This window comes from Pseudomonas sp. BN102, from assembly GCF_029871245.1.
Lineage (GTDB): Bacteria > Pseudomonadota > Gammaproteobacteria > Pseudomonadales > Pseudomonadaceae > Metapseudomonas.
This window is the reverse complement of sequence record NZ_SSON01000050.1, coordinates 65,856-90,666: the sequence shown is the minus strand read 5'-3', so window position 1 is coordinate 90,666 and position 24,811 is coordinate 65,856. Positions and strand designations below refer to the sequence as shown.

Here is a 24,811-nt window from a genome sequence, read left to right as displayed (position 1 = left end):
GCGCTGCAAGCTTGAATCGCCCTGCGGATGGGAGTACCGTCTGCGCCGTAAAGCGAACCCCCGTACTCGTGCTCGGGCCTTAGATCGGGTGCTAAAACCAACCCATCCCTGGCGCCGTTTGCCTGGATACTCCATGCACAATCCCAGTGCCAAGCTGCTGATTATTGACGACGACGAGGTCGTGCGCGCGAGCCTCGCGGCCTATCTGGAAGACAGTGGTTTCAGCGTTCGGCAGGCCAGCAACGGCCTGCAGGGGCTGCAGGTTTTCGAGCGGGATCGCCCTGATCTGGTGATCTGCGACCTGCGCATGCCCCAGGTCGATGGCCTGGAACTGATTCGCCGAATTTCCGAGCTTGAATCAGAAACCCCGGTGATAGTGGTTTCCGGCGCCGGCGTGATGAGCGACGCGGTCGAAGCCCTGCGCCTTGGTGCGGCGGACTACCTGATCAAGCCCCTGGAGGACCTGGCCGTTCTCGAGCACTCGGTGCGCCGTGCCCTCGATCGCTCGGCCCTGCGCCTGGAAAACCGCCGCTACCGGGAGAAGCTCGAAGCCGCCAACCGCGAGCTGCAGGCCAGCCTGCATCTGCTGCAGGAGGACCAGAACGCTGGCCGCCAGGTGCAGATGAACATGCTGCCGGTGACGCCTTGGATGGTGGATGGCCTGCGCTTCGCCCACCAGATCATTCCGTCGCTGTACCTTTCGGGGGACTTCGTCGATTACTTCCGTGTCGATGAGCGCCGGGTGGCGTTCTATCTGGCAGACGTTTCCGGCCACGGCGCTTCTTCGGCCTTCGTCACCGTGCTGCTCAAGTTCATGACCACGCGCCTGCTCTACGAGTCCCGGCGCAACGGCACCTTGCCCGAGTTCAAGCCTTCCGAGGTGCTCGGGCACATCAACCGTGGCCTGATCAACTGCAAGCTGGGCAAGCACGTGACCATGCTGGGCGGTGTGATAGACGAGCAGAGCGGCAAACTGACTTACAGCATCGGCGGGCATCTGCCCTTGCCGGTGCTCTACAGTGAGGGCAAGGCCTCTTACCTGGCCGGCAAGGGCCTGCCGGTGGGGCTGTTCGACGAGGCGAGCTATGATGATCATGTCATCGAGCTGCCACCGGCCTTCAGCCTGACCTTGCTCTCCGACGGTATCCTGGACCTTTTGCCCGGGAATACTCTCAAAGATAAGGAAGCCGCGCTGCCGGATCTGGTGTGCGAGGCAGGTGGCAGTCTGGATGGCTTGCGACAAGTATTTGGGCTGGCCAGCCTGGGCGAGATGCCGGATGATATCGCCTTGCTGGTGTTGAGCAGGAACCTTGCATGAGTACCGGTAAAATCCAGTTTGCCGAGCAGGACGGGACATTCGTCCTCAAGTTTGTCGGAGAAATCCGCCTGACCCTGTGTTCGGCCCTGGATTCAACCATCGAAAAGATCTTCACGGCGCTGAATTTCTCGGCGATCGTCATCGATCTCACGGAAACCCGAAGCATCGACAGTACGACGCTGGGCCTTCTGGCCAAGCTGTCGATCCTCTCGCGGCAGAAAGTGGGCCTGCTGCCCACGGTAGTGACCACCCACCCCGATATCACCCGACTGTTGCAGTCGATGGGATTCGATCAGGTGTTCAATATCGTCGGTACGCCGATTCCCTGCCCTGAATGCCTGGAAGACCTGCCGCCGCAGGACCAGACGGAGGAGGTGGTCCGCACCAAGGTGCTGGAAGCCCACCGCATCCTCATGGGGCTCAACGAGTCGAACCGCGAAGCCTTCCACGACCTGGTCAGCGCCCTCGAGCGCAGCTGACCCGTCGTTTCCGCCTGACCATTACGCGCGCAGCCCGCAAAGGCTGCGCGCGTTTGCATTTCAGCGGCGGGAAGCGAGCAGAGCTTCCAGCTTCTCCTGGTCACGGGCGAACAGGCGGATGCCCTCGGCCAGCTTCTCGGTCGCCATGGCGTCCTCGTTCAGCTGCCAGCGGTAGGCTGTCTCATCCAGCACCACGCGAGCTTCGGCATCGCTGCCGGGGGCCAGGTTGCGCGTCAGCGAACCCTGATCTTCGGCCAGTTTCTGCAGGAGTTCGGGGCTGATGGTGAGGCGGTCGCAGCCGGCCAGCGCCTCGATCTGCCCGAGATTCCGGAAGCTCGCACCCATCACCACCGTCCGGTAGCCGTTGGCCTTGTAGTAGCGATAGATGCGTGAAACTGACTGCACGCCCGGGTCTTCATTGCCGACGAAATCGCGGCCTTCGGCTTTCTTGTACCAGTCGTAGATCCGGCCGACGAAGGGGGAAATCAGGAATACCCCGGCATCCGCGCAGGCAGCCGCCTGGGCGAAGTTGAACAGCAGGGTCAGGTTGGTCTGGACGCCCTCGCGCTCCAGCTGCTCCGCCGCGCGGATACCCTCCCAGGTGGAGGCGATCTTGATCAGCACGCGGTCACGGCCGATGCCGGCTTCTTCATAGAGGCCGATCAGGCGCTCGGCGCGGCGCAAGGTGGCGTCGGTATCGAAGGACAGGCGCGCATCCACCTCAGTGGAGATGCGCCCCGGAATCACCTTGAGGATCTCCTGGCCAACGGCCACGCCGAAACGGTCGCAGGCCAGGCCCAGGTCATTGCCGCTGGCGGCCACGGCGCTGTCGAGGAGGTCGGCATAGCGCGGCATAGCGGCGGCTTTGAGCAGCAGCGAGGGGTTGGTTGTGGCGTCCACCGGCTTGAGGCGGGAAATCGCGTCCAGATCGCCGGTGTCGGCAACGACGGTGGTGTACTGCTTGAGTTGGTCCAGCTTGGAGGTCATGGCGAAACCTTGTCGTGGCGGATGAAGTGACCTTACCCGAGCCGCCTGGGCTGCTCAACGGGGGCGTAAGGGCTTTTTTACAGGCTGCTCGCCTGCCCATCCTTACTGACCGGGGGAGGGGGGATGCAGGTTCCGCTGGTCCGACGAAGAAAAAGATTTCGCATTTTTATTGCGGTTTTTCCGCGCTCGTCCGTCTTCTTCTATGAGAGCCCAGAAATTCTGGGGCAACAGGCTGACAGGAGATTCAGCCAGAGGCCTCGCGTCACGCGAGCCATTGATCAACAAGGAGAATCTGATGCGAGTACATGCCTTGCCACGGGCCAAGCCCGTTGCCCAGCAGCCAGTCTGCCTGATGGTCGAGGAGAGCCTGTCGGGCGTGGATCACCGCCAGCTGCGCCGAATGCTGCAGCAGGCAGGGTTGAAGACCAGCATGCCGCGCCTCAAGGTGCTGGAAATCCTCTGCCTGGCCGCGCTCCAGGGGGGCGGTTTATCCAGCCGTCTTCTGCATGAGCACTTGGTGGAGGCCGGCGAACCGCTGTCCCTGGCCAGCGTGCGCCAAGTGCTGGGGCGGATGGTGGAAGGTGGCCTGGTGGTCGCCCAGGGCGGCAGCCGTTTCTGCCTGGCGCCGGCCTGGGAAGCGGCGATCTCGCCTCAGCGGCCGCGCAACAGCTCCGCAGCCTGATCCAGTAGCGCCAGCGGGTCGGCGGCCTTGTGCACGTCGACCGACAACAACTGGCGGAAGCGCCTGGCGCCTGGGAACCCCTGGGCCAGGCCGAGGACGTGGCGGGTGATGTGATGCATCACCCCACCTTCCTGCAGATGACGCGCGATATAGGGGCGTATGGCCTCCAGCGCTTCGGCGCGACCGATCTGCGGAGCGGCACCGCCGAACAGCGCGGCGTCCACCTCTGCCAGCAGATAGGGGTTGTGGTAGGCCTCGCGACCCAGCATTACGCCATCGAAGATCTGCAGGTGCTCCCGGCACTCGTCGAGGGTCTTGATACCGCCATTGAGGATGAGCTCCAGGTCCGGGAAGTCCCGCTTCAGCTGCGCCGCCACGTCGTAGCGCAGAGGGGGTACCTCGCGATTTTCCTTGGGAGACAAGCCCTCGAGGATGGCGATGCGCGCATGCACGGTGAAACTGCGGCAACCGGCCTCGCGCACCTGCCCGACGAAATCGCAGAGCTCGGCATAACTGTCACGGCCATTGATGCCAATCCGGTGCTTCACCGTCACCGGAATGTCCACTGCATCCAGCATCGCCTTGACGCAATCGGCCACCAGCGCCGGATGTCCCATCAGGCAGGCGCCGATCATGTTGTTCTGTACCCGGTCGCTGGGGCAGCCGACGTTCAGGTTCACCTCGTCGTACCCCGCGTCCTGCGCCATTCGCGCGCAGGCCGCCAGGTCCGCCGGCACACTGCCGCCCAGCTGCAACGCGAGCGGATGCTCCGCCTCGTCATGGCGCAGAAACCGCGCCCGATCCCCATGCAGCAGGGCACCGGTGGTCACCATTTCGGTGTAGAGCAGGGCATGCTGCGACAGCTGGCGCAGGAAGAAGCGGCAGTGACGGTCAGTCCAATCCATCATCGGCGCCACGGAGAAGCGGCGGGACAGGGCGGGGCGGGCGGCGGTGACGAGGTGGCGTTGCGGTTGGTTCATCTGCGGTGACTATTGCGTTGCGGCGCCGGCTGGCATGAAAGGGGCGTAGTTTATCAGGAAGCGGCATTGCCTGCCCCGACCGCCCCTCGCCAAGGCATAATCGCCATTTTCGTCCCGCCGGAGCTTTTCGATGCAGCTCGATTTCACCCAGCTAGCCCCGCTGGATGCCTACCGCTGGCTCGCCTCTACCGTTACGCCGCGTCCCATCGCCTGGGTGTCTACCCTGTCGAAGGACGGGGTCAGCAACCTGGCACCTTTCAGCTTTTTCCAGGTGATCAGCGACGATCCGCCGACCCTGATGGTGAACGTCACTACCCGCGATGGTGGTGAGTTGAAAGACACCCTGCGCAATGTGCAGGAGACTGGCGAGCTGGTGATCCAGCTGGTGTCCTTCGGCAAGGCCGAGGCGATGAATGCCAGCGCGGCCTGGTTGCCCCATGGCGTCAGTGAGTTCGAGAACTGTGGCATCGCCTGCGAGCCTTCGCTGCGGGTGGGGGCGCCCAGAGTCAAGGGCGTGCCCGTGGCCTTCGAGTGCCGGCTGGTGGAAGTGCAGCCTTACCCCCGCGCTAATCCCAATTGCCACATGGTGTTCGCCGAGGTGCTGCTGGCGCATATTGACGACGAGGTGCTGACCGAGGCCGGACGGGTGGATCCCCAGCGCCTGGACCTGGTGGGGCGCCTGGGCGGAAGTGCCTATGCGCGGACCCGCGAGACCTTCAGCATGGCGCGGCCCGGCTGAGCAGCACCATGCCCCGGTCGGAGGATTGCGGCTGACTAGCGCTGCTCCCTTCCAGCGAAGTAGCGGCGCAGCTTCTTGTCGACTTCGACGACGGCGCAGGTGACCACTGCTGTGCCCAGGCACCAGGTCCAGCCCGCCAGGCCCAGCCCGCTGGTGCCAAACAGCGCCTGGAACGCCGGCACGTAGGTGAAGCCCAACTGCAGCAGTACCATCAGGCCGACCATGCCCCAGACCATGGGGTTGTCACGCAGGCTGAAGCGCGCCGGGCCGTTCAGGCGCCGACTGCTGAACAGGTAGCCGATCTCGCCGAATACCAAGGCGTTCACCGCCAGGGTGCGGCTGGCTTCCATGCTCCAGCCGAGTTGCTGGGCATGGATGAACAGGCCGAGGCTGGCCAGGGTCAGCAGCACCGATACCAACAGGATCAGCCACAGCAGTTCGCCCGACAGCAGCGGCGCCTTCGGGTCCCTGGGCGGGCGCTGCATGAGGTCGTCCTCAGCGGGCTCGAAAGCCAGCGCCAGGGCGAGGGTGACGGCGGTGATCATGTTCACCCAGAGGATCTGCAGCGGGGTGATGGGTAGCGTCAGGCCAAGCAGGATGGCTGTCAGCAGGACGAAGGCCTGGGCGCCATTGGTGGGCAGGATGAAGAGGATGGATTTTTTCAGGTTGTCGTAGACGGTGCGGCCTTCTTCCACCGCGTGGGCGATGGTGGCGAAGTTGTCGTCGGCCAGGACCATCTGCGCCGCCTCCTTGGCCGCCTCGGTTCCCTTGATGCCCATGGCGATGCCGATGTCGGCGCGCTTGAGAGCGGGAGAGTCGTTGACCCCATCGCCGGTCATTGCCACCCGTTCGCCAATGGCTTGCAGGCGCTCCACCAGGCGCAGCTTGTGGCTCGGGCTGGTGCGGGCGAACACGCTGGTTTCCTTCAGTCGGGCGTCCAGTTCGGCGTCGCTGAGGTCATCCAGGTCGGCGCCGGTCAGCGGGTTGCCGCCTGGCAGGCCGAGGCGCTCGGCGATGGCAGCGGCAGTGGCGGCATGGTCACCGGTGATCATCTTTACGTGGATGCCGGCGCTGTGGCATTCCTCGATGGCGAGGATGGCTTCTTCCCGCGGCGGGTCGAGCATGCCCACCAGGCCGAGGAGAATGAAGCCGCTGTCGAGGTCGGCATGATCCAGTTCATGCTGGTGCTCCCCGGCCGCGCGCCGGGCCAGGCCGATCATGCGCAGGCCAGCCGCTGCACCTTCGCCCAGCACCTCGTCCCAGACCCGCGGGTCCAGCGGCTCGACGGCGCCATCGCGCCATTGCTGGTCGCAGACTTCGAGCAAGCGTTCCGGCGCACCTACCAGGTAGATGACGCCGCTGCCATCGGTATCCCGGTGCAGGCTGGCCAGGTAGCGGCGTTCGGAGCTGAAGGGAATGGCGTCCACCCGTGGCAGGCGGGCGGATTCGTCCTCGGCATCCAGCTGCAGCTTGCCGGCCAGGGTGAGCAGGGCCGCTTCGGTGGGGTCGCCGGTGATGCACCACTGGCTGTCCACCTCGCACAGGCTGGCGCTGTTGGCCAGCAGGCCGGCGCGAGCCAGTTCATGGAGGTCATGGGCCAGGTCGCCGGTGGGCGTCACATCGCCCTGCGGGGCGTATCCCACGCCTGCCACTTCGAAGCGGCGGGCAGCGGTGTAGATGCGCTGCACGGTCATTTCGTTGCGGGTCAGGGTGCCGGTCTTGTCCGAGCAGACCACGGTCACTGCGCCGAGGCTTTCCACCGCCGGCAGCCGACGGATGATGGATCGGCGACGGGCCATGCGCTGCACGCCCAGGGCCAGGATGATGGTCAGTACCGCCGGCAGGCCTTCGGGGATGGCAGCCACGGCCAGGCCCACGGCGGCCATCAGCATGTCTTCGGCGCTGTAGCCGCGCAGCAGGATGCCAAAGGCGAAGGTGGCCACCGCTAGCACCAGGATGATCAGGGTGAGCTGGCGGGCGAAGCGCGCCATGTCCGCCAGCAATGGCGTCTGCAATTGCTCCACCGTGCCCAGCAGGTGGCTGATGCGTCCGAGTTCGGTCTCGCCGGCGGTGGCGACCACCAGGCCGACGCCGCTGCCCGCGCTCACCAGGGTGCCGGAGTAGGCCATGCTGTGGCGGTCGCCCAGGCTGGCGTCCTGGGTGACGGGTTGGCTGCCCTTGTCGGTGGGCACGGATTCGCCGGTGAGCGCCGCTTCTTCGATACGCAGGTCGCGGGTCTCCAGCAGGCGCAGGTCCGCCGGCACCCGATCGCCGGCCTCCAGCAGCACCAGGTCGCCCGGCACCAGTTCTTCGGCGGGCACCTGGCGCACTTCGCCACTGCGCTTGACCCGGCTGTCCAGGGTGAGCAGCTTCTGGATCGCGCGCATGGCGTGTTCGGCTTTGCCTTCCTGGATGAAGCCGACCACGGCGTTGATCAGCACCACACCGAAGATCACCGCGGAATCGAGCCATTCGCCCAGGACCAGGGTGACCAGAGTGGACGCCAGCAGCACATAGATCAGCAGGTTGTGGAACTGCAGCAGGAAGCGCTTCAGCGGCCCGGCGCTGGCTCGCTCCGGCAGGCGGTTGGGGCCGAAGCTGGCCAGGCGGCGTTCGGCCTCTTCCGGATCCAGGCCGGCGGGCCCGCTGTCCAGCTGCTGCAGGCTGCTTTCGATGGACTGGGCGTGCCAATGGGTGGGGGATGGGGCGCTCATGTCGTCCTCCATGGCGAATCCAAGGGCAAGCCTAGTTCTTTCAGTCGACTCCGTTATTGGCCTGGGTCAGTTCCTAGACTCCTGTAGGAAAGCTGGAAAGCATTCAAAAGCGACCTCCAGTTAACCAAAAACAGCATCGGTGGGTGCGGCGGCGCGACTATGGCTTGTCGCCAGTATTGCGCTGCTCCTATGGTCGACGCTTCCGGGAAGCGGATCGCGTCCATGCGGTAGTCGCCTTGTGGGGAGGTTGGAGCATGTGGACTGTCTTGCAACGTAGGCTGGCCAGCCTGAGCACCGCCAACAAGCTGATGCTGGGCTTTGGCATCGTGCTGGCGCTGACCCTGGTGGTGGCGGCAACCGGCTTCACCGCACTGCGCGCGGTGGACGCCCGGGCCAGCCTGCTGGAGGAAATGCGCGCCATCAGCAGCGATGTGCTAATGATCCGGCACACGGAGAAGGACTATGCCCTCACCGCCGATGCCAAGCGGGCCGAAGCGCTGCGCCAGCAGGCCGAGGCCATAGTCGCGCGCAGCGAAACCCTTGCCGCGCAGTTGTCCGGCCCCGGTCGCGTGGCCCTGGGCGAGGTCACCCAGGCCATGGCCGAGTATCGCGGCGCCTTCGACCGCTATGTGGAGCTCAGCGATAACCAGCGCCTCGCCCTGGAGGCGGCCAACTGGTTGGTGGTGAGCGCGTCCAACAGCCTCGACGTACTGCAGAGCGGCCTGAACGAAGATGGCGTCGACCTGCTGAAAAGCTCGCAAGGTGCCGAGGGCGCGGACCTGGTGACTCAGGGCGGACAGATCGGCCGTGTCTACCAGCTGCTCCTGCAGGCCCTGAACCAGGCCCGCCTGCGCCTCGAGCAGAGCCGCAGCGCCAGTGAAGCGGGCACGCCGAAGATCCAGGAAGCCCGGGATGCGCAGAAGCTCGCCGCCGAACTGCGCGATGCCATGCAGGACCCCGGCTACGCCGCCGTGCTCACCGAGGTGATCGGCAACGTCGACTCCTTCAACGAGCGCCTCAAGGAATACACCGCCATCCTGGAGCAGCAGCGCCAGGAATATGCGCACCTGGCCGCCGCGGCCGAGCGCGTGGTGCGGTCGGTGGAGCGGGCCTACGAAATTCAGAAGGCTGATATGCGTGCCCAGCAGGACGCGAGTTCGCTGCTGATATTGCTGGCGGCGGCCCTGGCCCTGCTGATCGGCCTTGCCGCCACGGCGCTGATCAGCCTGTTGATCGTCCGGCCCCTGCGCCGGGTGATCGGCTTGGCGCGGCAGATAGCCGAGGGTGATCTCAGCGCCAGCATCGAGGTGCAGCGCCGCGACGAGATCGGCCAACTGATGGAGGCCATGCAGGGCATGTCCGGCAATCTGCGGGACATGGTCGGCCGCCTGCAGGGCGGGGTGGCGCAGATTTCCGCCTCGGCCCAGGCGCTGTCCAGCGTCACCGAGCAGACCCGCATCGGTGTGAATGGTCAGAAGGAGGAAACCGATCAGGTGGCCACCGCCATGAGCCAGATGGCCGCCACCGTCCAGGAGGTGGCGCGCAATGCCGAGGCCGCGGCAGCTTCCACCGAGTCCGCGGACCGGCGCGTTGGCACGGGCGGCCAGGTGGTGCGCCAGACCCTGGAACGGGTCAATCAGTTGGCTCACGCCATGGAGGAGGCTACCAGCAGCATCCAGCGCCTCAGCCAGGACACCCAGAGCATCGGCACCGTGCTGGACGTGATCAAGAATGTGGCCGAGCAGACCAACCTGCTGGCGCTCAATGCCGCCATCGAAGCGGCCCGCGCCGGCGAGCAGGGGCGTGGCTTTGCGGTGGTGGCCGATGAAGTCCGGGCGCTTGCCAGGCGGACCCAGCAGTCCACTGCCGAGATCGAACGGCTGATCGCGACCCTGCGCGAAGGCGTGCGCAGCTCGGTGGAGCACATGCAGCAAAGCGGCAGCCTGGTGGACATGACGGTGCAGGACGCCAACCAGACGGAAGAAGCCCTGGCCGGTATCGCCGAAGCCGTGACCCTGATCCACCAGATGAACCAGCAGATCGCCGCGGCGGCCGAGCAGCAGAGCGCGGTGGCCGAGGAGATCAACCGCAGCGTCACCAATATCCGCGACATCGCCGACCAGTCGGCCACCGCCATGGACGAGACCGCCTCGTCGAGTATCCAGCTGGCCCGCCTGGGGCAGGAACTGCAGGGGATGGCGGGGCATTTTCGGTTGTAGGGCCGCGGCACCTATTTTCCGCGCGGAGCAGTCCCAGGCCCTTTCTCCGTCCTAGGACCTGTCCCACAGTTTTCATAAGTAAAGTTTGCCGGGCGCTATGCCATTGCCCGGCCGGCCAGTAGCATCGGCGCATTGCACAGGGAGCGACGAATGCGAACCAAACTGGATGCCTGCCTGCACGCCGTGAACCAAGTATTGCTGGGCAAGGAGCCGCAAGTACGCCTGGCCGTGACCTGCCTGCTGGCCCGCGGGCACTTGCTGATCGAAGACCTGCCCGGCATGGGCAAGACCACCCTCGGCCATGCCCTGGCCAAGGTGCTGGGGCTGAGCTTCCAGCGCATCCAGTTCACCTCCGACCTGTTGCCTGGGGACATTCTCGGCACCTCGGTGTTCGACAAGAACAGCAGCCAGTTCGTCTTCCACCCCGGCCCGGTATTCGCCGAGCTGGTGCTGGCCGACGAGATCAACCGCGCCACGCCCAAGAGCCAGAGCGCGCTGCTGGAAGCCATGGAAGAAGGCCAGGTGACCATCGAAGGCGCTACTCGCCCGCTACCGGAGCCCTTTTTCGTCATCGCAACACAGAACCCGGTCAGCCAGGGCGGCACCTTCGCCCTGCCCGAGTCCCAGCTGGATCGTTTCCTCATGCGCCTGTCCCTCGGCTATCCGGCGCGAGCGGCAGAGAAGGCACTGCTCCAGGGCGAGGCGCGTCGCGAGCTGCTGCCGCGCCTGGAACCTGTCTTCAGCCATGCTGAACTTGGCCTGATCCAGGCTGAGGTGCCCAAGGTGGTCGCCAGGGATGCCCTGGTGGACTACGTGCTGCGGCTGGTGGACGCCACGCGCAGCCAGCCGCAGTTCGCCTGGGGCCTGTCACCGCGTGCCAGCCTGGCATTGCTATCGGCCGCTCGCGCCTGGGCCCTGTTGGCCGGTCGCGACTACGTGATCCCGGAGGACGTCCAGGCCGTGCTGCCTTCGGTGGTCGGCCACCGCTTGCGCGAGCGCGCCGACCCGTCCGGCCACGGCGGCGGGGCGCTGGTGCAGTGGCTGCTGCGCGAAGTTCCGGCGCTCTGATGCTGGAGGTCCAGGTCGACCGCTGGCTAGCCAGGCGCATTCCGCCGGCCAGCCAGGTGCGCCTCGATCAGCGGCGGATCTTCATCCTGCCGACCCGCGCCGGTGTCGCCTTCGGCGTCGCGCTGGTGCCCATGCTACTGGTGGCCATCAACTACCAGAACAGCCTGGCCTACGCGCTGACCTTCCTGCTGCTGTCGGTGTTCCTGGTGGCCATCCTGCACACCTTCCGCAACCTGTCCGGATTGAACCTGAAGGCGGCAGGCGGCGCGCCGGTGTTCCTCGGCGAGCAGGCGCATTTCCACGTCACATTGGAAAGTGGCGGGCGCGGGCACCAGGCCGTCGCCCTGGGCTGGCCGCCGCAGGCCCTGCAGCTGCTGGACGTGCCGGCCGATGGTGCCTGTTCGGTCGAGCTGCACCTGCCCACCCAGCGCCGTGGCTGGCTGCGGCCCAGGCGCTTGCGCGTGGAGAGCCGCTATCCCCTTGGCTTGCTGGTGGCCTGGAGCTGGGTCGACCTGGACCAGGCCCTGCTGGTCTATCCGCGCCCGCGGGCGGGGGACCTGCCGCTGCTGGCCGGGCATGGCGAAGACGACAGTGACGAAGGCCGGCATGTACTCGGCCCCGGGGCCGACGACTACCAGGGTCTGCGCGCCTACCAGCCGGGGGATTCACGCCGGCGCCTGCACTGGAAGGCCTATTCCCGGGGCCAGGGCTTGTTCGTCAAGGATTTCGCCGCACTGGCCGGGCGTGACATCTGGCTCGATCTGGAGCAACTGGATGGTGACCTGGAACAGCGCCTGGGTCTGCTTTGCCATTGGGTACTGCAGTTAACCTCCCGAGGCCAGCCCTTCGGCCTGCGCCTGGGTGCCCAGCAGCTGGGGCCGGATACCGGCGACGCCCACCGTGAGGGCTGCCTGCGCGCCCTGGCGCTGTTCGGGGAGTCGCGATGAAGAGCGGCCTGCCGATCACCCGGATCGGCCTGACCTGGCTGCTGGTGGCCCAGGTGCTGGTGATACTGCCGCACCTGCCGCACCTGCCGCTGTGGATCATCGCCATGTGGCTGGGCTGCGCCGGCTGGCGCATCCAGATCTTCCGCATGCGCGCGCGGTATCCCGGAGGCCTGGTCAAGGCAGCGCTGATCCTGGCCACCGCCCTGGGGGTATTCCTCTCCCGCGGCAGCCTGGTGGGACTGGATGCCGCCGTGGTGCTGCTGGTGGCGATATTTATCCTCAAGCTGGTGGAGATGCGCAGCCAGCGCGACGCCCTGGTGCTGATCCTGTTGGGCTTCTTCACCCAGGTCACCGCCTACCTGTTCAGCGACGGCATGCTCGCTGCCCTATACAGCCTGCTGCCCCTCTGCGCGCTGCTGGCGGCCCTGGTGGGGTTGCAGCAGAGCCGCTTCGCCGAGCGCCCCCTGGTGCCGCTGAAGGCCGCCGGCAGCCTGCTGCTGCAAGCGGTGCCGCTGATGCTGCTGCTGTTCCTGTTCTTTCCGCGGCTGGGGCCGCTTTGGTCGCTGCCGTTGCCCAATGACAAGGGCGTGACCGGCCTGTCCGACAGCATGAGCCCGGCGGATATCGCCGAACTCAGCCGCTCCGGTGAACTGGCTTTCCGCGCCAGCTTCGACGGCCCGATGCCGCCCGCGAGCCAGCTCTACTGGCGCGCCCTGACCCTGGAACGCTTCGACGGTCGCCGCTGGTCGCAGTCCGTGGGCACCCAGCAGAGCCCGCCGGCGGACTGGCGCAAGGAGGGCGAGCCGCTGCGCTACAGCATCGTCATGCAGCCCAGCGGCAAGTCCTGGCTCTTCGCTCTGGACGTGGCCGAGACGAGCGAGGAGGGCGTGCGGCCCATGGCCGACTTCCGCCTGGAGCGGCGCGGCGAGATCATCCGGCCGCTGCTCTACCAGGTCACCTCCTGGCCCCAAGCGTTGCGCGAGCCCCAGGGCAATCCGGAGTCGCTGCGCCGTGCCCTGCAGCTGCCCCCTGAGGGCGACCCGCGCACCCGCGCCTGGGCGAATGAGCTCAAGCAGCGCCATGCCGACCCGCAGCAACTGGTAGACGCCGTGCTGCAACACTTCAATCGCCAGCCCTACGTCTACACCCTGCGACCGCCGCCCCTGGGGGCGGACAATATCGATGCCTTCCTCTTCGATACACGCCGTGGTTTTTGCGCCCACTACGCCGGGGCGATGACCTTCGTGCTGCGCGCAGCCGGCATTCCGGCGCGGGTGGTGGCCGGCTACCAGGGCGGCGAGCTGAATCCGGCTGGCAACTACCTGCTGGTGCACCAGTTCGACGCCCATGCCTGGGTAGAGTATTGGCGCCCGGGGCGCGGCTGGGTCAGTATCGACCCCACTTACCAGGTGGCGCCCAACCGTATCGAGCTCGGCCTGGAAGATGCCCTGGCCAGCGAACGGAGCTTCCTCGAGGGTTCGCCCCTGTCGCCCCTGCGCTTCCGCCAGTTGGCCTGGTTGAACCAGATGCGGCTGGCCTGGGACGAGCTCAACTACGGTTGGCAGCGCTGGGTGCTCGGCTATCAGGGCGAGGTGCAGGTGCAGCTGGTGCGGCGCTGGTTCGGTGCGATCGACAGCCGGTTGCTCGGCGTCGGCCTGGTGGCGGCCGGCGCAGTGCTGCTCGCCTTCCTGGCGCTCTTCCTGTTCGCCCCCTGGCGGCGCGAGCGCGATCCGCAGCTGCGCCAGTACCAGGCCTTCGAACGTTTGCTGGCGCGCCTTGGTGTGCTACGCGGCCGAGGCGAAGGGCCGCGCGACTTCGCCGAGCGCGCCTGTCGCGAGCTGCCGCAACAGGCGGCGCAAATCCGCGCCTTCCTGGTCGCCTTCGAGGCCAGTCGTTACGCCGGCCAGCAGAGGGTCGACGCCGCCGGTCCTCTGCGCGCCTTGCGCAAGGCATTGCCTTGGCATCTGCGGGCGCTGCTTTGATGAGCCATGCTTGAATAACGCCGCCCACGTCCCCTGATGTCTGGAGAGCCTGAAGATGGCCAGATTGCTGGACGACCTGATCGCTCAGGTCATTGGTCTCGAAGTGCGCCTGCACGCCTGCGTCGAACGTCTGGCCGCCGGTACCGATGACGAGGCCCTGCATGACCTGCGGGTAGCGACGCGACGTCTGCGCAGCCTGCTACGGCCACTGCGCGGTATGCCCGTGGCGGACGTGCTGAGGCAGGCCGCCGCCGACCCGGCCACCCTGAGCGGGCCGCTGCGCGACCTGGAAGTGCTGATCATCGAATTGCGCAGCCACGACCTGGATCGCCTGACTGTGGATCGCGAAAAGGCGCGACACCTCGGCTATGCCCAGTTCCTCCTGGCGCCGGAGCTGGTGCGACTGTTCCAGGTGCTGGAGGCCTGGCCGCACCTGATGCGGGTGTCCGACCGCGAAGGGCTGTTGAAGGGGCTGCGCCAACGAGTCGACAAGTCCTTGGCGAAGAACCGTGACCGCCTGGAAAAGGCACTACGCGATCCGGCCCATGACCGCCATCGCCTGCGGCTGCTGATCAAGCGCATGCGTTACAGCCTGGAAGCCTACCCGGACTTCATGGAGCTGCCGCCCAAGACCCTGCGCCTGCTGGTGGGGGCGCAATCGGCACTGGGCAAGTGGCACGACAACTTCCAATGGCTTGCGCGAGCCGAGCACGAAACGGACCTGCGGCCGCGGGTGCGCGGCTGGCAAGTGGCGCTGCACGCCGCCGAGGTGCGCTCGGACCGGGTGCTGGAGAAGTTGCTGCGACGCCTGTCCTGAATGCCGGCTTGGCCGTTCTCCCCTCCGCCTTGGCGCTGCAGTGCTGCCCTGCGGCTTTCGAGTGGCCAGGGCAATATCCTAAGATCGCCGGCTGAGCGTTTGACTACAGGGAATCCAGATGAACTTTTCCGAGATGATCCAGGCGGCACGCAGCAACCCCACTGAACTGGTGGTGCCGTCTACCTGGGGCCAGGGGCGAGCGGTGTTCGGCGGTGTGGTGGCGGCGCTGGCCTTCGAGGCCATGCGTGCCAAGGTGGAGCCGGGCAGGCCGGTGCGGTCCCTGGCGACTACCTTCGTCGGGCCACTGGAGCCGGAAGTGCCGGCGAGCTTCGAGGCCGAGCTGCTGCGCGAGGGCAAGGCGGTGAGCCAGGTATTCTGCCGGGTGGTGCAGAAAGGGCAGACGGTGGCACTGGTGCAGGGCAGCTTCGGCGGCTCGCGTCAGTCGGTCGTGCAGATGCAGGCCGAACCCGCACCGGAAATGAAGGCGCCCGAGGATTGCTTTGAGCTGCCCTTCATCCAGGGCGTGACTCCGGAATTCACCCGCCACCTGGCCATGCGCTGGAGCATCGGTGGTCTGCCGTTCTCCAATAGCCGCGAGCGCGACATGGGCGGCTGGGTGCGCTTTCGTGGCGCGGTGGAGCGGGAGCCGCTGACCGAGGCCCATCTGCTGGCCCTGGTGGACGCCTGGCCACCGGCAACGGTGCCGCACCTGCCTTCGCCCGCGCCGGGCAGCACGCTGACCTGGACCATCGAATTCGTCCAGCCGCTGGCGCCGCTGGATACCCATGACTGGTGCAAGTACCGCGCGCGCATCGAGCACGCCCGCGACGGTTACGGCCATGCCGCGGCGGCCCTGTGGACGCCCACCGGCGAGCTGGTGGCCTTGAGCCGGCAGACGGTGGTGGTGTTCGGCTGAGGCCTGTGGGGCTCGGCATGACCGCGATGGTGGATAGGAAAAGCGCTATCGACCCAACGGAAGCCGTCAGTGCTTCTTGCGCCAGTTGCGCCACCAGCGGCCGCTGAGCAGGAAGCGCGGGAAGGTGATGAACTGCTCCACCAGCAGCCGGCCGATGGCGTCCTTGCGGTCGCTGAAGGGTTCCGGTTGCACGGCTTCGAGCTTGTGGCCGCGGCCCTGCAGGGCCAGGGAGGCGACTATGCCGATCACCCCCAGGACCAGTGGCCGGAAGCTGAGGCTGAACAGGCCGTAGACCAGGGTCAGCGCCGCCACGATGAACAGTGGTACGGCGATCACGTGCAGGATCAGGTTGGTCGGGTGTTGGTGATTGTCGGCGTAGGTACGCCATTGCCAGGCGTGCAGGTTGGGAAGTCGTTTGCCCATGGTCAGCTCCTTCAGGGAATGGCCGCAGTCTAGTCCGGCCCTCGCGGGCCGGCGAATGGGATGTCCCTATGGAGCGGATAGCCTGCTAGGCGGGCAGCCTGAGCTGGCGGATGGCCTGGGACAGCTCGCTGGCCAGGCCCGCCAGTTCGCTGCTGGTGGCGGCGGACTCCACCGTCTGGCTAACGGTCAGTTCGGTGACATCGCGGATCCCGACCACGGCGCGGGTCATCTCTTCGGCCACCTGGCTCTGCTGCTCGGCGGCCACGGCGATCTGGGTATTGCTCTCGCGCATCTGCGCCACCGCGCCGGTGATGGCTGCGAGGGCCGCACCGGCCTCATGGGCCGCTTGCACGCAGTCGTCGGCCTTGAGCGAGCTTTCCCGCATGAATTCCACCGCATCACGGGTGCCGGACTGGAGCGCGTTGATCATGTTGGTGATCTCGTCGGTGGAGTCCTGTACCCGCTTGGCCAGATTGCGGACTTCGTCCGCCACCACGGCGAAGCCCCGGCCCATCTCGCCGGCACGGGCTGCCTCGATGGCGGCGTTGAGCGCCAGCAGGTTGGTCTGCTCGGCAATGCCATGGATGACGTTGACCACGCCGCTGATCTTCCGGCTGTCCTCGGCCAGGCGCTGGATCATCTCGGCGGTCTGCTGTACGCCAGAGGAGAGCCCGGCGATGGACTGCTCGACGCGCTCCACCACCAACTGCCCGGCACCGGCCAGCTTGTCGGCGTTCTGCGACTGGTCGCGGGTATCCGCGGCGTGCTGGGCGATGTGGTGGACGGTGGCCGACATCTCGTTGATGGCGGTGGCGGCCTGGTCGGTTTCGCTCTGCTGGCCGAGCATGCCCTGGCGCACCTCGCCCATGCTGCCGGCAAGCCGGGCGGCGCCTTCGTCGAGGCGGGCGACGGCCTGGGCCACTGTGCCGACCACACGCTGGTAGCCGCCCTGCATGGCGTTGAAGGCACTGGCCATCTGGCCCACTTCGTCGCGGCTGTCCAGCGGCACGCGGGCGGAGAGGTCGCCGCTGCGCTCGACGTGGAGCATCACGTCCTTGAGGGTGTTGAGGTGGCTGAGCAAGAAGCGGATCAGCAGCTGCGAGGCCGCCAGCAGGGCGACCATCAGCAGGAACACCGAAACCGCGTACTCGAAGGCGCGCTCGCCAAGCAGCTGGATCAGGCTCGGGCTGCTGGCCAGTATGGCGGCGCGCTCACCGTTGCCACGGTCGAGCACCTGGGCGCCGATCAGCGGGTCGCTGCCGAACAGGCTGTTGTGGGCCAGGTCCACCCAGCCACTGGCCTTGGCCAGGGCCTGGCCGCCGGGCAATTGCGCCGCGCCGCCATCGTCGAGGGCAATGATTCTCAGTGAGGAGGGCAGGGGCTGGTCCGCGGGCCAGGAGCGGAGCAACTGCGCCTGGGCCTCGGCGGCGCTACGGGCGCCTTCGGCGCGCCCCTGTTGCTCCAGATAGAGCGCGTTCAGGACCAGCAGGAGGGTGGTGAAGAAGGCCACCGCGTTGACGGCCCAGAACTTGTACTTCAGTGAGATATCGCGAATCCAGGTGCCCATGATGTTCTTCTTGTGTGCTCGATCGGTATTGGCAAGGTGCCAGTATTTTCTGACGGGAATTTCCGGCAGAACTTGATCCGAATCAAGAGGGGCGCTGGGTTGTCCGGCTCAGTCGATGGCCGGCAGACCGAAGAAGGCGCGGGCGCTGGCGCTGCTGTGCCGGGCCAGATCTTCCTGGCTTTCTCCACGGTGCAGGGCGACCTCCCGCAGCACTTCGGTGAGGAAGGCCGGTTCGTTGCGCCCGTGCTTGGGCTTCGGCTTGAGGCTGCGCGGCAGCAGGTAGGGCGCGTCGCTTTCCAGCATCAGCCGGCCGCGCGGAATGTCGCGCACCAGAGCGTGCAGGTGGGTGCCGCGGCGCTCGTCGCAGATCCACCCCGTGATGCCGATGTGCAGGTCGAGGTCCAGATAGCCGTAGAGCGCGCGTTTCTCGCCGGTGAAGCAGTGCACGACTGCGGCGGGCAGCCGGTCGCGGAACTCCCGCACGATGGCCAGCAGGCGTTCGTCAGCATCGCGCTCGTGGAGGAACACCGGCTTGCCCAGCTCGGCCGCCAGGGCCAACTGATCTTCCAGGGCTTTCTCCTGCTGCGGTCGCGGCGAGAAATCACGGTTGAAGTCCAGGCCGCATTCGCCCACGGCGCGCACCCGCGCGTCTCCCAACAGGTCACGCAACTGACGCTGGCTGTCGCTGTTCCAGCCGCTCGCTTCGTGGGGGTGGACGCCGGCGGTGCTGAATAGGCGCAGGCCGGTTTCGTCCAACTGTTCGGCCGCCAGCAGCGCTTTCTCGCTGTCATCCAGGCTGGTTCCGGTCAGCACCAGTTGGCAGACGCCTGCAGCATAGGCGCGCTCCAGCAGCGCGCGCGGTGCGGCGGCAAGGCTGGGGTGGGTCAGATTGACGCCGATGTCGATGAGTTGCATGGTGCTACCTCGAGTTGGAGCAGGGCAGCATATCAAAGCTCGAAATAATTCAATAAAACCAATAATTACAGGAACTTGGCGGCACATGTTGAAGTCAATGACGCGCTTTGACTGGCATGACGTGCGCAGCTGTGACACTCTCCGCGACCCTCGCTCGCCAGGCAAGGATCCGCGGCGCGGCAGTTTCATGCCTGCGCTGACGCCCGGCCAGTTCCTGGAGAACCGATGACGCGACCGCTGCTGTTCCTGCTCTGCCTGCTGGCGTTGCTGCCGTTTTCGGCCAGCGCGCGCCTGGCGGCTCCGCCGGAAGCCTGGCAGCGGCCGGCGGAAGCCCGCGACCTGGCGCAGATCCGCCGTAGCGGCGTGCTCAAGGTGCTGGTGAACCAGAGCCGCAACAGCTCGGGCGAGATCAAGGGAGAGTCGGTCGGGGTCGAGTACCACCGGATCCGTGCTTTCGAGCAGTACCTCAACCGCAATGCCCGCGACGGGCGTGAAATCAGGCTGAAGATAGTTCCCAAGGCCAAGGACCAGTTAATGGTCGCGTTGCAGCGCGGCGAAGGCGACCTGGTGGCGCCTGGCGAGCTGGTCAGCCAGGGCGGCGGAAATGTTAGCGCCAGCGCCCCCTTGCGCAAAGATGTGCCGCTGCTCCTGGTAAGCCGCCACGGGCAACGACGTTACCTGCGCCTCGAGCAGGTCTCCGGCCGCAGCATCGCGTTGCCGGCGGGCAGTGCCGCCGGTGAGGCTCTGCGTCAGGTCAACGAGAAGCTGGCCGCGCGCAAATTGGCGCCCATCGTCATCGAGTGGGCCGATCCGTCCCTGGCGGTGGAAGATGTGCTGGAGATGGTCCAGGCCGGCATCTACCCATTGACGGCGGTGGAGCAACCGATTGCCGAGCGCTGGTCCAAGGTGATGCCCAAGTTGCGCCTGGACCGGCACCTGGTGCTGGATCGCCAGGGTGACATGACCTGGTTCGTGCGGCGCGACGCGCCCATGCTGCGGGCCAGCGTCGACCGATTCATTGCCGGTTACCGCGCGCCGGATGACCAGGATGCCGCCTTCCAGCGCGTCTACCGCCGCCTCTATAAGGTGCACAACCCGCTGGCGCGCCGGGAGCGCCAACGCCTGGAGCGGGTCCGTTCGGTGCTGCAGCGCTATGCCGAGCAACATCGCTTCGACTGGTTGAGCCTGGCCGCGCTGGCCTACAAGGAGTCCAGCCTCAACCCCACGGCCAGGGGCGCCAGCGGCGCCACCGGACTGATGCAGATCACCCCCGGCGCGGCGCGCAGCGTTGGGGTAGGGAATATCCAGAAGCTCGACAACAACGTGCAGGCCTCGGCCAAATACCTGGCCATGCTGCGCCGCAGCTTCTTCTCCAGTGCCCAGCTCAACGAGCGCGAGCGCATGGCCTTTGTCCTCGCGGCCTACAACCTCGGTCCGCAGCGGGTCCAGGGCATGCGCGCCGAGGCCCGGCGCCGCGGCCTCAATCCCAACCAGTGGTTCTTCCAGGTGGAGCGCATCGCCGCCGAACAGGCCGGCATGGGGGTGGTGAGTTACGTCAGCAGCGTGAACAAGTACTACCTGGCCTTCGATCGCGAACGTTATCTATTGGAACCCTCGAAAAAGCCGGGTAAGGCGCGCGAATAATCGATTTTATAGATTATTGAGCTGAGAATTTTGCGATTTTAATATCGAAAATATCAACTAAGCTTTGCTTATCGACTCCCCACACAAGGAACACCTCGATGAGCAACCCGATCAAATCCGTTCTCGCCACCAACGCCGGCTACGGAATCACCCTGCTGCGGATCGTCACCGGCCTGACCTTCATGGCCCATGGCTCGCAGAAACTCTTCGGCATGTTCGGCGGCTATGGCCTGGCGGGTACAGGCCAGTGGATGGAAAGCATCGGCCTGGCCCCCGGTTACCTCATGGCCCTGATGGCTGGCAGCGCCGAGTTCTTCGGTGGCCTGGCCCTGGTGATAGGCCTGCTGGTACGCCCGGCCGCCGCGGCCTTGACCGTGGCCATGGTGGTGGCGGTGTTCAGCGTGCACTGGGCCAACGGCTTCTTCATCCAGGCCAATGGCATCGAATATTCGATGACCCTTGCACTGATCAGCGCCACCCTGTTGATCGAAGGCGCCGGAAAGCTCTCGCTGGACCGCAATATCGCCAGCTGATGCCCTGTTGCCCGAAAGGCCCGCTTCGGCGGGCCTTTTTGCGTTTCAGGGCTTTTGCTTGCGCGCGGCTGCGAGCTCGGCGGCGGCCTGCAGGCGCAAGCGTTCCTGTGGGTTGAACCCTTCCTCTCGCAGACGGCTGATGGCCGCCGCCTTGTCGCTGGCGCTGAGGCCCTGGTTGGCCTCGATCCGGGCCTTTTCCCTGAGGTAGACCTGCAGCCTTTGCTGCCATTGCAGGCGTTGCTGGTCCAGGTTTTCCAGTCGAGCCGTGGCTTCGGCGCCCACCAGTTGCTGGCGCAATTGGCGGATCTGCTCGGGGCCGGCGCCCGAAGCCTGCAGCGCGCTCACCTGGGCCCTGAGTTCGGCCTGGAGCTGGTTTGCGACCGCGGCTTGCAGTTCCTCCGGCAGGGTGCTGCGCAACTGGTCGATGGCAGCGGCTTTTGCCGCCGGGTCCAGGGTTGAGTCCTGCTGGATGGCCAGGCGCTGCAGGGTGAAGGCGTTATAGGCCTCTTCGTTGGCGAAGAAGGCCTGATGGGCTTCGGCGCTGAAGATCCGTGCCCGCAACGCCTGTACCGCCGCTTCGCGCTGGCGCAGGGCGGAAAGGTCGGAGAGAAGCGGCAGGTCCCGCTCGAGTTGCACCAGTTGGCGCTTGTAGTCGAGATATTGGTCGAGCAGGGCTAAAGCCTGGCTTTCGGCCGGCCCATCCAGTTGCTCGGTGATATAGCCGCGCAGGCGCTGCACGCTGCCGGCCAGGGGCTCCTCGCCCTGGGCGCTGAGGAAGTAGTCGAAGATGCGCCGGATATCCCCGCTGACCAGCAGGTTGCCGGCCGCGTCGAGGTGGAAGCTGCCGTCCACCTGGGTACCCGCCAAAGAGTTGGGCAGGGATTTTGGCTTGGCGGCTTGGGGCGGCGAGCTGTCCGGGACGAGAAGCTTGTCGGCGGCGACTGGAGCGAGCGTAGTGCTTGCCGGGATCGGCGTAGCGCGGGTCGTGGCCGCTGGCGCCGGCTTTCCCCCTGACTGCAGGAGGATCGCGAGGGCGGCGGCGAAGGCGATGGGCAGAAGCAGCAGGAGTCGTTTCACTGGGGCGCTCGGCAGGCGTGAGGGGAGCGGGGCACCGAGGCCCCGCGGGCAGGGCTCAGAGCCCGTCGTTCTTCAGCCGGTTGGCCTGTTGACGATAGACGGTTACCGGGTCCGTTTCGAACAGGCTGGTCAGGCCCAGGGTCTGGTTGACCTCATCCAGGTGGTTCATCCGGTAGTCGTCGCGAATGACCTTGCCCAGGTGCGAACTGCAGCGTCCCACCAGGCCGTCATTGGCTTCGCCATTGAAGGGGAGGGAGCTGGCGCCCAGGAAAGCATCGCTAATATCCAGGACGTTGGTCAGCGGGCTGGTGCCGCTCCAGGAGTAGTAGCGCACGCCATTGACCTGGTAGGCGCCCTCACCGCAACTGGTCGTGGGCAGGCCCTGGGGGAAGCGCGCATTGAAGGCCGCGGCGCCCTGGCTATTGAGGGATTCCAGGGAGCCGAGGGCGTTCTGCTCCAGTTCGCTGCTGCTGCCGGAAAGGAAGTTGATCAGAGCACCAAGGCCGTTGACGATGCCGGCCAGCACGACTTCACCGGCCGAACCCGGCGGCACCTGGCGAATGAAGTCGGCGGTAGCCGAACCCTTGTGCGGGGCCCCGACGCTGGTGGCGGAGGCGACCAGGTCCGGGCGCACGGCGGCCACGTAGCGGATGGTCGGACCGCCATGGCTATGGCCGATCAGGTTGACCTTGGGGCTGCCGCTGATGGCGACTATCTCTTCCACCTGTTCCAGCAGCTCCTCGCCACGGGCTTCGGTGGTGTTCAGCTGGCTGACCTCGGTGACGTAGACGCGCGCGCCGTCCTGACGCAGGGCCGAGGGGATGCCGTACCAGTAGTCGACGCCCAGGATGCTGTCGAAACCGAGCATGCCGTGGGTGAGGACGATCGGGTAGCGGGTCTGGGTATAGCCGCTGGAGCCGAACCAGAGGGCCTGGGCCTGCCCGGAGGCGGCGAGCCCGGAAGCAAGGCAGAGGGCGGCGATCAGGGTCTTGTTTTTCTTCATGTGCGCTCTCGTCTGTTGTGCGTAGGAGGGCCTGGCTGCATTCCGTCGCTTGGCCACGCCCGTCCTGGGCGTGCACTACAAGCAGGGCGGATGGCAGGAACCATGCCATTTTCTGCACGTTGGGGATAAGCGCTCTGGACTGGGCTTTTCGCAGATGTTTACACACGTTCACTGAACGATGCCCGCCAGTTCCCTGTTACGCGGCGAAACGTCAGGATGGGGCCGGAGGCCGCATCGGCCACTGCCCGAGCGCCCGATATCGGGTGCCCTTGATGGTGTTTTCCGAGGCGAAAAGGGTGAATTCGGTGGCCGGCCAATCGAAGGTTGGGGTCGGCGCGGCGGGCAGTCTCGGACAGTGCCGAGCCAGGGTCAGGTGCGGCTTGAACGGGCGGCTTTCCAGCTCGTAGCCGGAGGCCAGCAGCCGTTCGCGCAGGTCGCGCTCGAAGTCGCAAAGGGCTTGCGGCACGTTGCTTGGCGCCAGGTACAGCAGGCCGTTCTTCCAGCGCGCCAGGCGATCCAGGTGCAGGGTGAAGCCGACCGGCTCGAGGCCATTGGCCAGCGCCTCCAGCGCTTCCACTTGTCCACGGGGCAGGGAACCGAGGAAGGCGATGGTCATGTGTAGGTTTTCGGGCGCCACCGCCTTGCCGTCGAGAGGATGCTGGGCGCGCCATTCGGCGATGTCGCGGGCCAGTTGCGGGCAGCAGGGAATGGCGAAGAACAGGCGCAGCGGCGGAGTGCTCATGGGGAGCCTCGCAGGGCATGGTGGTCGCCTTGACAGTATTGCGCGGGCTTCTCTAGGATGTCGCCCCATGCGCCGATTTAGTCAGCTACTTGCGGGGCGCGGAGGTCTTCAAGGACCTCGAAATACCGCTAAAACGCTGGTTCGGTGTCGCCTCTCACCGCTGCCCAGCGGGACCCCGACGAGGCGGAGACATGACACCATGACCTGTCCCCAACCCACGCTACGCCTGGCCCCGATCACCAGCGGCCTGGTTCAGCGCAATCCGCGAATCCTGCTCGGCGGCTCCCACCAGCCGACACTCCTGCGTTACCTCGAAGGCTGGCCCAAACGCTGGGACCGTCCGCGCAACTTCCTCATCCAGTTCGTCCGCGATGGCGAGTCGCTGGCCCGGTTCGCCAGGGACAGCTTCGATATGGCGGTGATCCAGGCGCCGTCTGCCGAGGAACTGCCGGCAGTGGTCGGTGAATTGGTGCGGGTCGCCCGGCAAGGGTTGATCACCCTGCGCTGACTCTCGGTCGCAGGCTGGCGTTCTACGGATAGTCGATCTCGACGACATACCAGGTCTTCTCCCCGGTGGGGGCGTTCACCCGCACCTCGGCGTCCAGCGCCTTGCCCACCAGGGCGCGGGCCAGGGGAGAGTCGATGCTGATCAGGTTCTGCTTCAGGTCGAATTCGTCCGGCCCGACTATGCGGTAGCGGGCCTGATCGCCGTCTTCGTCTTCCAGGGTCACCCAGGCACCGAAGTAGACCTTGCCAGGATCGGCCGGGCGCTCGCGCACCACCTTGAGATTCTCCAGCCGCTTGGTGAGGAAGCGCACGCGGCTGTCGATTTCCCGCAGCATCTTCTTGCCGTAGGTGTACTCGGCGTTCTCCGAACGGTCGCCCTGGGCGGCCGCTTCGCTCACCGCCTGAGTCACCTTGGGCCGGCGTACGTGCCACAGCTCGTGGAGCTCGGCGCGCAGGCGGGCTTCGCCCTCCGGGGTGATCAAGGGGGTTCCGGCAGTACGGGGCGGGCGATAGCGGCTCATGACGGTCCTGTGGAAGTGGGGGAGGCCAAGC

The 24,811-nt window shown here is 66.3% G+C and carries 23 protein-coding genes; 13 read left to right on the top strand and 10 right to left on the bottom strand.

All coding sequences use genetic code 11. From position 1 onward, the window contains the following. Positions 1-133 precede the first annotated feature (133 nt). On the top strand, positions 134-1,318 hold the full coding sequence (gene rssB, locus E8F12_RS10285) for a two-component system response regulator RssB (RefSeq protein ID WP_280325138.1): 1,185 nt from the start codon (positions 134-136) through the stop codon (positions 1,316-1,318). Then, complete coding sequence (gene rssC, locus E8F12_RS10280; RefSeq protein ID WP_280325137.1) at positions 1,315-1,797, top strand: anti-sigma factor antagonist RssC; 483 nt, start codon at positions 1,315-1,317, stop codon at positions 1,795-1,797. The genes rssB and rssC overlap by 4 nt, the downstream gene beginning before the upstream one ends. A gap of 60 nt (positions 1,798-1,857) precedes the next feature. On the opposite strand, the gene tal is transcribed toward rssC, so the two are convergent. Then, the gene (gene tal, locus E8F12_RS10275; RefSeq protein WP_280325136.1) at positions 1,858-2,784 is read right to left on the bottom strand and encodes a transaldolase; all 927 of its coding nucleotides are present in this window, start codon (positions 2,782-2,784) and stop codon (positions 1,858-1,860) included. Between the two features lie 295 nt (positions 2,785-3,079). On the opposite strand from tal, the gene E8F12_RS10270 reads away from it, so the two are divergent. Further along, positions 3,080-3,466, top strand: a complete 387-nt coding sequence (locus tag E8F12_RS10270; protein ID WP_280325135.1) for a hypothetical protein — start codon at positions 3,080-3,082, stop codon at positions 3,464-3,466. On the opposite strand, the gene dusA is transcribed toward E8F12_RS10270, so the two are convergent. Then, a complete protein-coding gene (gene dusA, locus E8F12_RS10265) occupies positions 3,436-4,446 on the bottom strand; it encodes a tRNA dihydrouridine(20/20a) synthase DusA (protein WP_280325134.1) in 1,011 nt (336 codons plus the stop codon). The two genes, E8F12_RS10270 and dusA, sit on opposite strands and share 31 nt — an antisense overlap. 130 nt (positions 4,447-4,576) lie before the next feature. Here dusA and E8F12_RS10260 point away from each other — a divergent pair, with 130 nt between their 5' ends. Continuing rightward, a complete protein-coding gene (locus E8F12_RS10260) occupies positions 4,577-5,185 on the top strand; it encodes a flavin reductase family protein (protein ID WP_280325133.1) in 609 nt (202 codons plus the stop codon). A 35-nt stretch (positions 5,186-5,220) separates the two neighbouring features. Here the strand turns inward: E8F12_RS10260 and E8F12_RS10255 are convergent, their stop codons facing one another. Then, positions 5,221-7,899 carry a cation-transporting P-type ATPase gene (locus E8F12_RS10255; RefSeq protein ID WP_280325132.1) on the bottom strand — a complete coding sequence of 893 codons (2,679 nt, stop codon included), beginning with the start codon at positions 7,897-7,899 and terminating at the stop codon, positions 5,221-5,223. A 254-nt stretch (positions 7,900-8,153) separates the two neighbouring features. Between E8F12_RS10255 and E8F12_RS10250 the strand changes: the two genes are divergently transcribed. The 6 genes from E8F12_RS10250 (at position 8,154) to E8F12_RS10225 (ending at position 15,848) form a co-directional block, all read left to right on the top strand. After that, a complete protein-coding gene (locus tag E8F12_RS10250) occupies positions 8,154-10,118 on the top strand; it encodes a methyl-accepting chemotaxis protein (protein WP_280325131.1) in 1,965 nt (654 codons plus the stop codon). 150 nt (positions 10,119-10,268) lie between these two features. Continuing rightward, the gene (locus E8F12_RS10245; protein WP_280325130.1) at positions 10,269-11,186 is read left to right on the top strand and encodes a MoxR family ATPase; all 918 of its coding nucleotides are present in this window, start codon (positions 10,269-10,271) and stop codon (positions 11,184-11,186) included. Then, the gene (locus E8F12_RS10240; RefSeq protein WP_280325129.1) at positions 11,186-12,133 is read left to right on the top strand and encodes a DUF58 domain-containing protein; all 948 of its coding nucleotides are present in this window, start codon (positions 11,186-11,188) and stop codon (positions 12,131-12,133) included. Before E8F12_RS10245 ends, E8F12_RS10240 begins: the two co-directional genes overlap by 1 nt. Next, positions 12,130-14,115: a DUF3488 and transglutaminase-like domain-containing protein gene (locus E8F12_RS10235; protein ID WP_280325128.1), complete on the top strand. Its 1,986-nt coding sequence runs from the start codon at positions 12,130-12,132 to the stop codon at positions 14,113-14,115. Before E8F12_RS10240 ends, E8F12_RS10235 begins: the two co-directional genes overlap by 4 nt. Before the next feature lie 55 nt (positions 14,116-14,170). Then, entirely contained in the window at positions 14,171-14,932 is a 762-nt protein-coding gene (locus E8F12_RS10230; protein WP_280325127.1) for a CHAD domain-containing protein, read from the top strand. 118 nt (positions 14,933-15,050) lie between these two features. Beyond that, positions 15,051-15,848, top strand: coding sequence for an acyl-CoA thioesterase domain-containing protein (locus E8F12_RS10225; RefSeq protein WP_280325126.1), 798 nt, complete (start codon positions 15,051-15,053; stop codon positions 15,846-15,848). 66 nt (positions 15,849-15,914) lie between these two features. On the opposite strand, the gene E8F12_RS10220 is transcribed toward E8F12_RS10225, so the two are convergent. The 3 genes from E8F12_RS10220 to E8F12_RS10210 form a co-directional block, all read right to left on the bottom strand. After that, the gene (locus E8F12_RS10220) at positions 15,915-16,271 is read right to left on the bottom strand and encodes an Mpo1-like protein (protein WP_280325125.1); all 357 of its coding nucleotides are present in this window, start codon (positions 16,269-16,271) and stop codon (positions 15,915-15,917) included. An 85-nt stretch (positions 16,272-16,356) separates the two neighbouring features. Continuing rightward, complete coding sequence (locus E8F12_RS10215; protein ID WP_280325124.1) at positions 16,357-17,838, bottom strand: methyl-accepting chemotaxis protein; 1,482 nt, start codon at positions 17,836-17,838, stop codon at positions 16,357-16,359. 108 nt (positions 17,839-17,946) lie between these two features. Further along, positions 17,947-18,753, bottom strand: coding sequence for a TatD family hydrolase (locus E8F12_RS10210; RefSeq protein WP_280325123.1), 807 nt, complete (start codon positions 18,751-18,753; stop codon positions 17,947-17,949). Between the two features lie 225 nt (positions 18,754-18,978). On the opposite strand from E8F12_RS10210, the gene E8F12_RS10205 reads away from it, so the two are divergent. Both E8F12_RS10205 and E8F12_RS10200 read left to right on the top strand, forming a co-directional pair. Continuing rightward, positions 18,979-20,397, top strand: coding sequence for a transglycosylase SLT domain-containing protein (locus tag E8F12_RS10205; protein WP_280325122.1), 1,419 nt, complete (start codon positions 18,979-18,981; stop codon positions 20,395-20,397). Between the two features lie 98 nt (positions 20,398-20,495). Beyond that, positions 20,496-20,930 (top strand): DoxX family protein, encoded by a 435-nt coding sequence (locus tag E8F12_RS10200; RefSeq protein WP_280325121.1) that lies wholly within the window; start codon positions 20,496-20,498, stop codon positions 20,928-20,930. Between the two features lie 45 nt (positions 20,931-20,975). Here E8F12_RS10200 and E8F12_RS10195 read toward each other — a convergent pair whose 3' ends face one another. From E8F12_RS10195 to thpR, 3 genes are all read right to left on the bottom strand, one after another. Continuing rightward, positions 20,976-22,007 carry a lipase secretion chaperone gene (locus E8F12_RS10195; protein ID WP_280325120.1) on the bottom strand — a complete coding sequence of 344 codons (1,032 nt, stop codon included), beginning with the start codon at positions 22,005-22,007 and terminating at the stop codon, positions 20,976-20,978. 55 nt (positions 22,008-22,062) lie between these two features. Beyond that, positions 22,063-23,010, bottom strand: a complete 948-nt coding sequence (locus tag E8F12_RS10190; protein ID WP_280325119.1) for a triacylglycerol lipase — start codon at positions 23,008-23,010, stop codon at positions 22,063-22,065. Positions 23,011-23,221: 211 nt separating this feature from the next. After that, entirely contained in the window at positions 23,222-23,752 is a 531-nt protein-coding gene (gene thpR / locus E8F12_RS10185; RefSeq protein WP_280325118.1) for an RNA 2',3'-cyclic phosphodiesterase, read from the bottom strand. Positions 23,753-23,951: 199 nt separating this feature from the next. On the opposite strand from thpR, the gene E8F12_RS10180 reads away from it, so the two are divergent. Beyond that, positions 23,952-24,260, top strand: a complete 309-nt coding sequence (locus E8F12_RS10180; RefSeq protein WP_280325117.1) for a class I SAM-dependent methyltransferase — start codon at positions 23,952-23,954, stop codon at positions 24,258-24,260. 22 nt (positions 24,261-24,282) lie between these two features. Here the strand turns inward: E8F12_RS10180 and greB are convergent, their stop codons facing one another. Then, a complete protein-coding gene (greB, locus tag E8F12_RS10175) occupies positions 24,283-24,780 on the bottom strand; it encodes a transcription elongation factor GreB (protein ID WP_280325115.1) in 498 nt (165 codons plus the stop codon). Positions 24,781-24,811 lie beyond the last annotated feature (31 nt).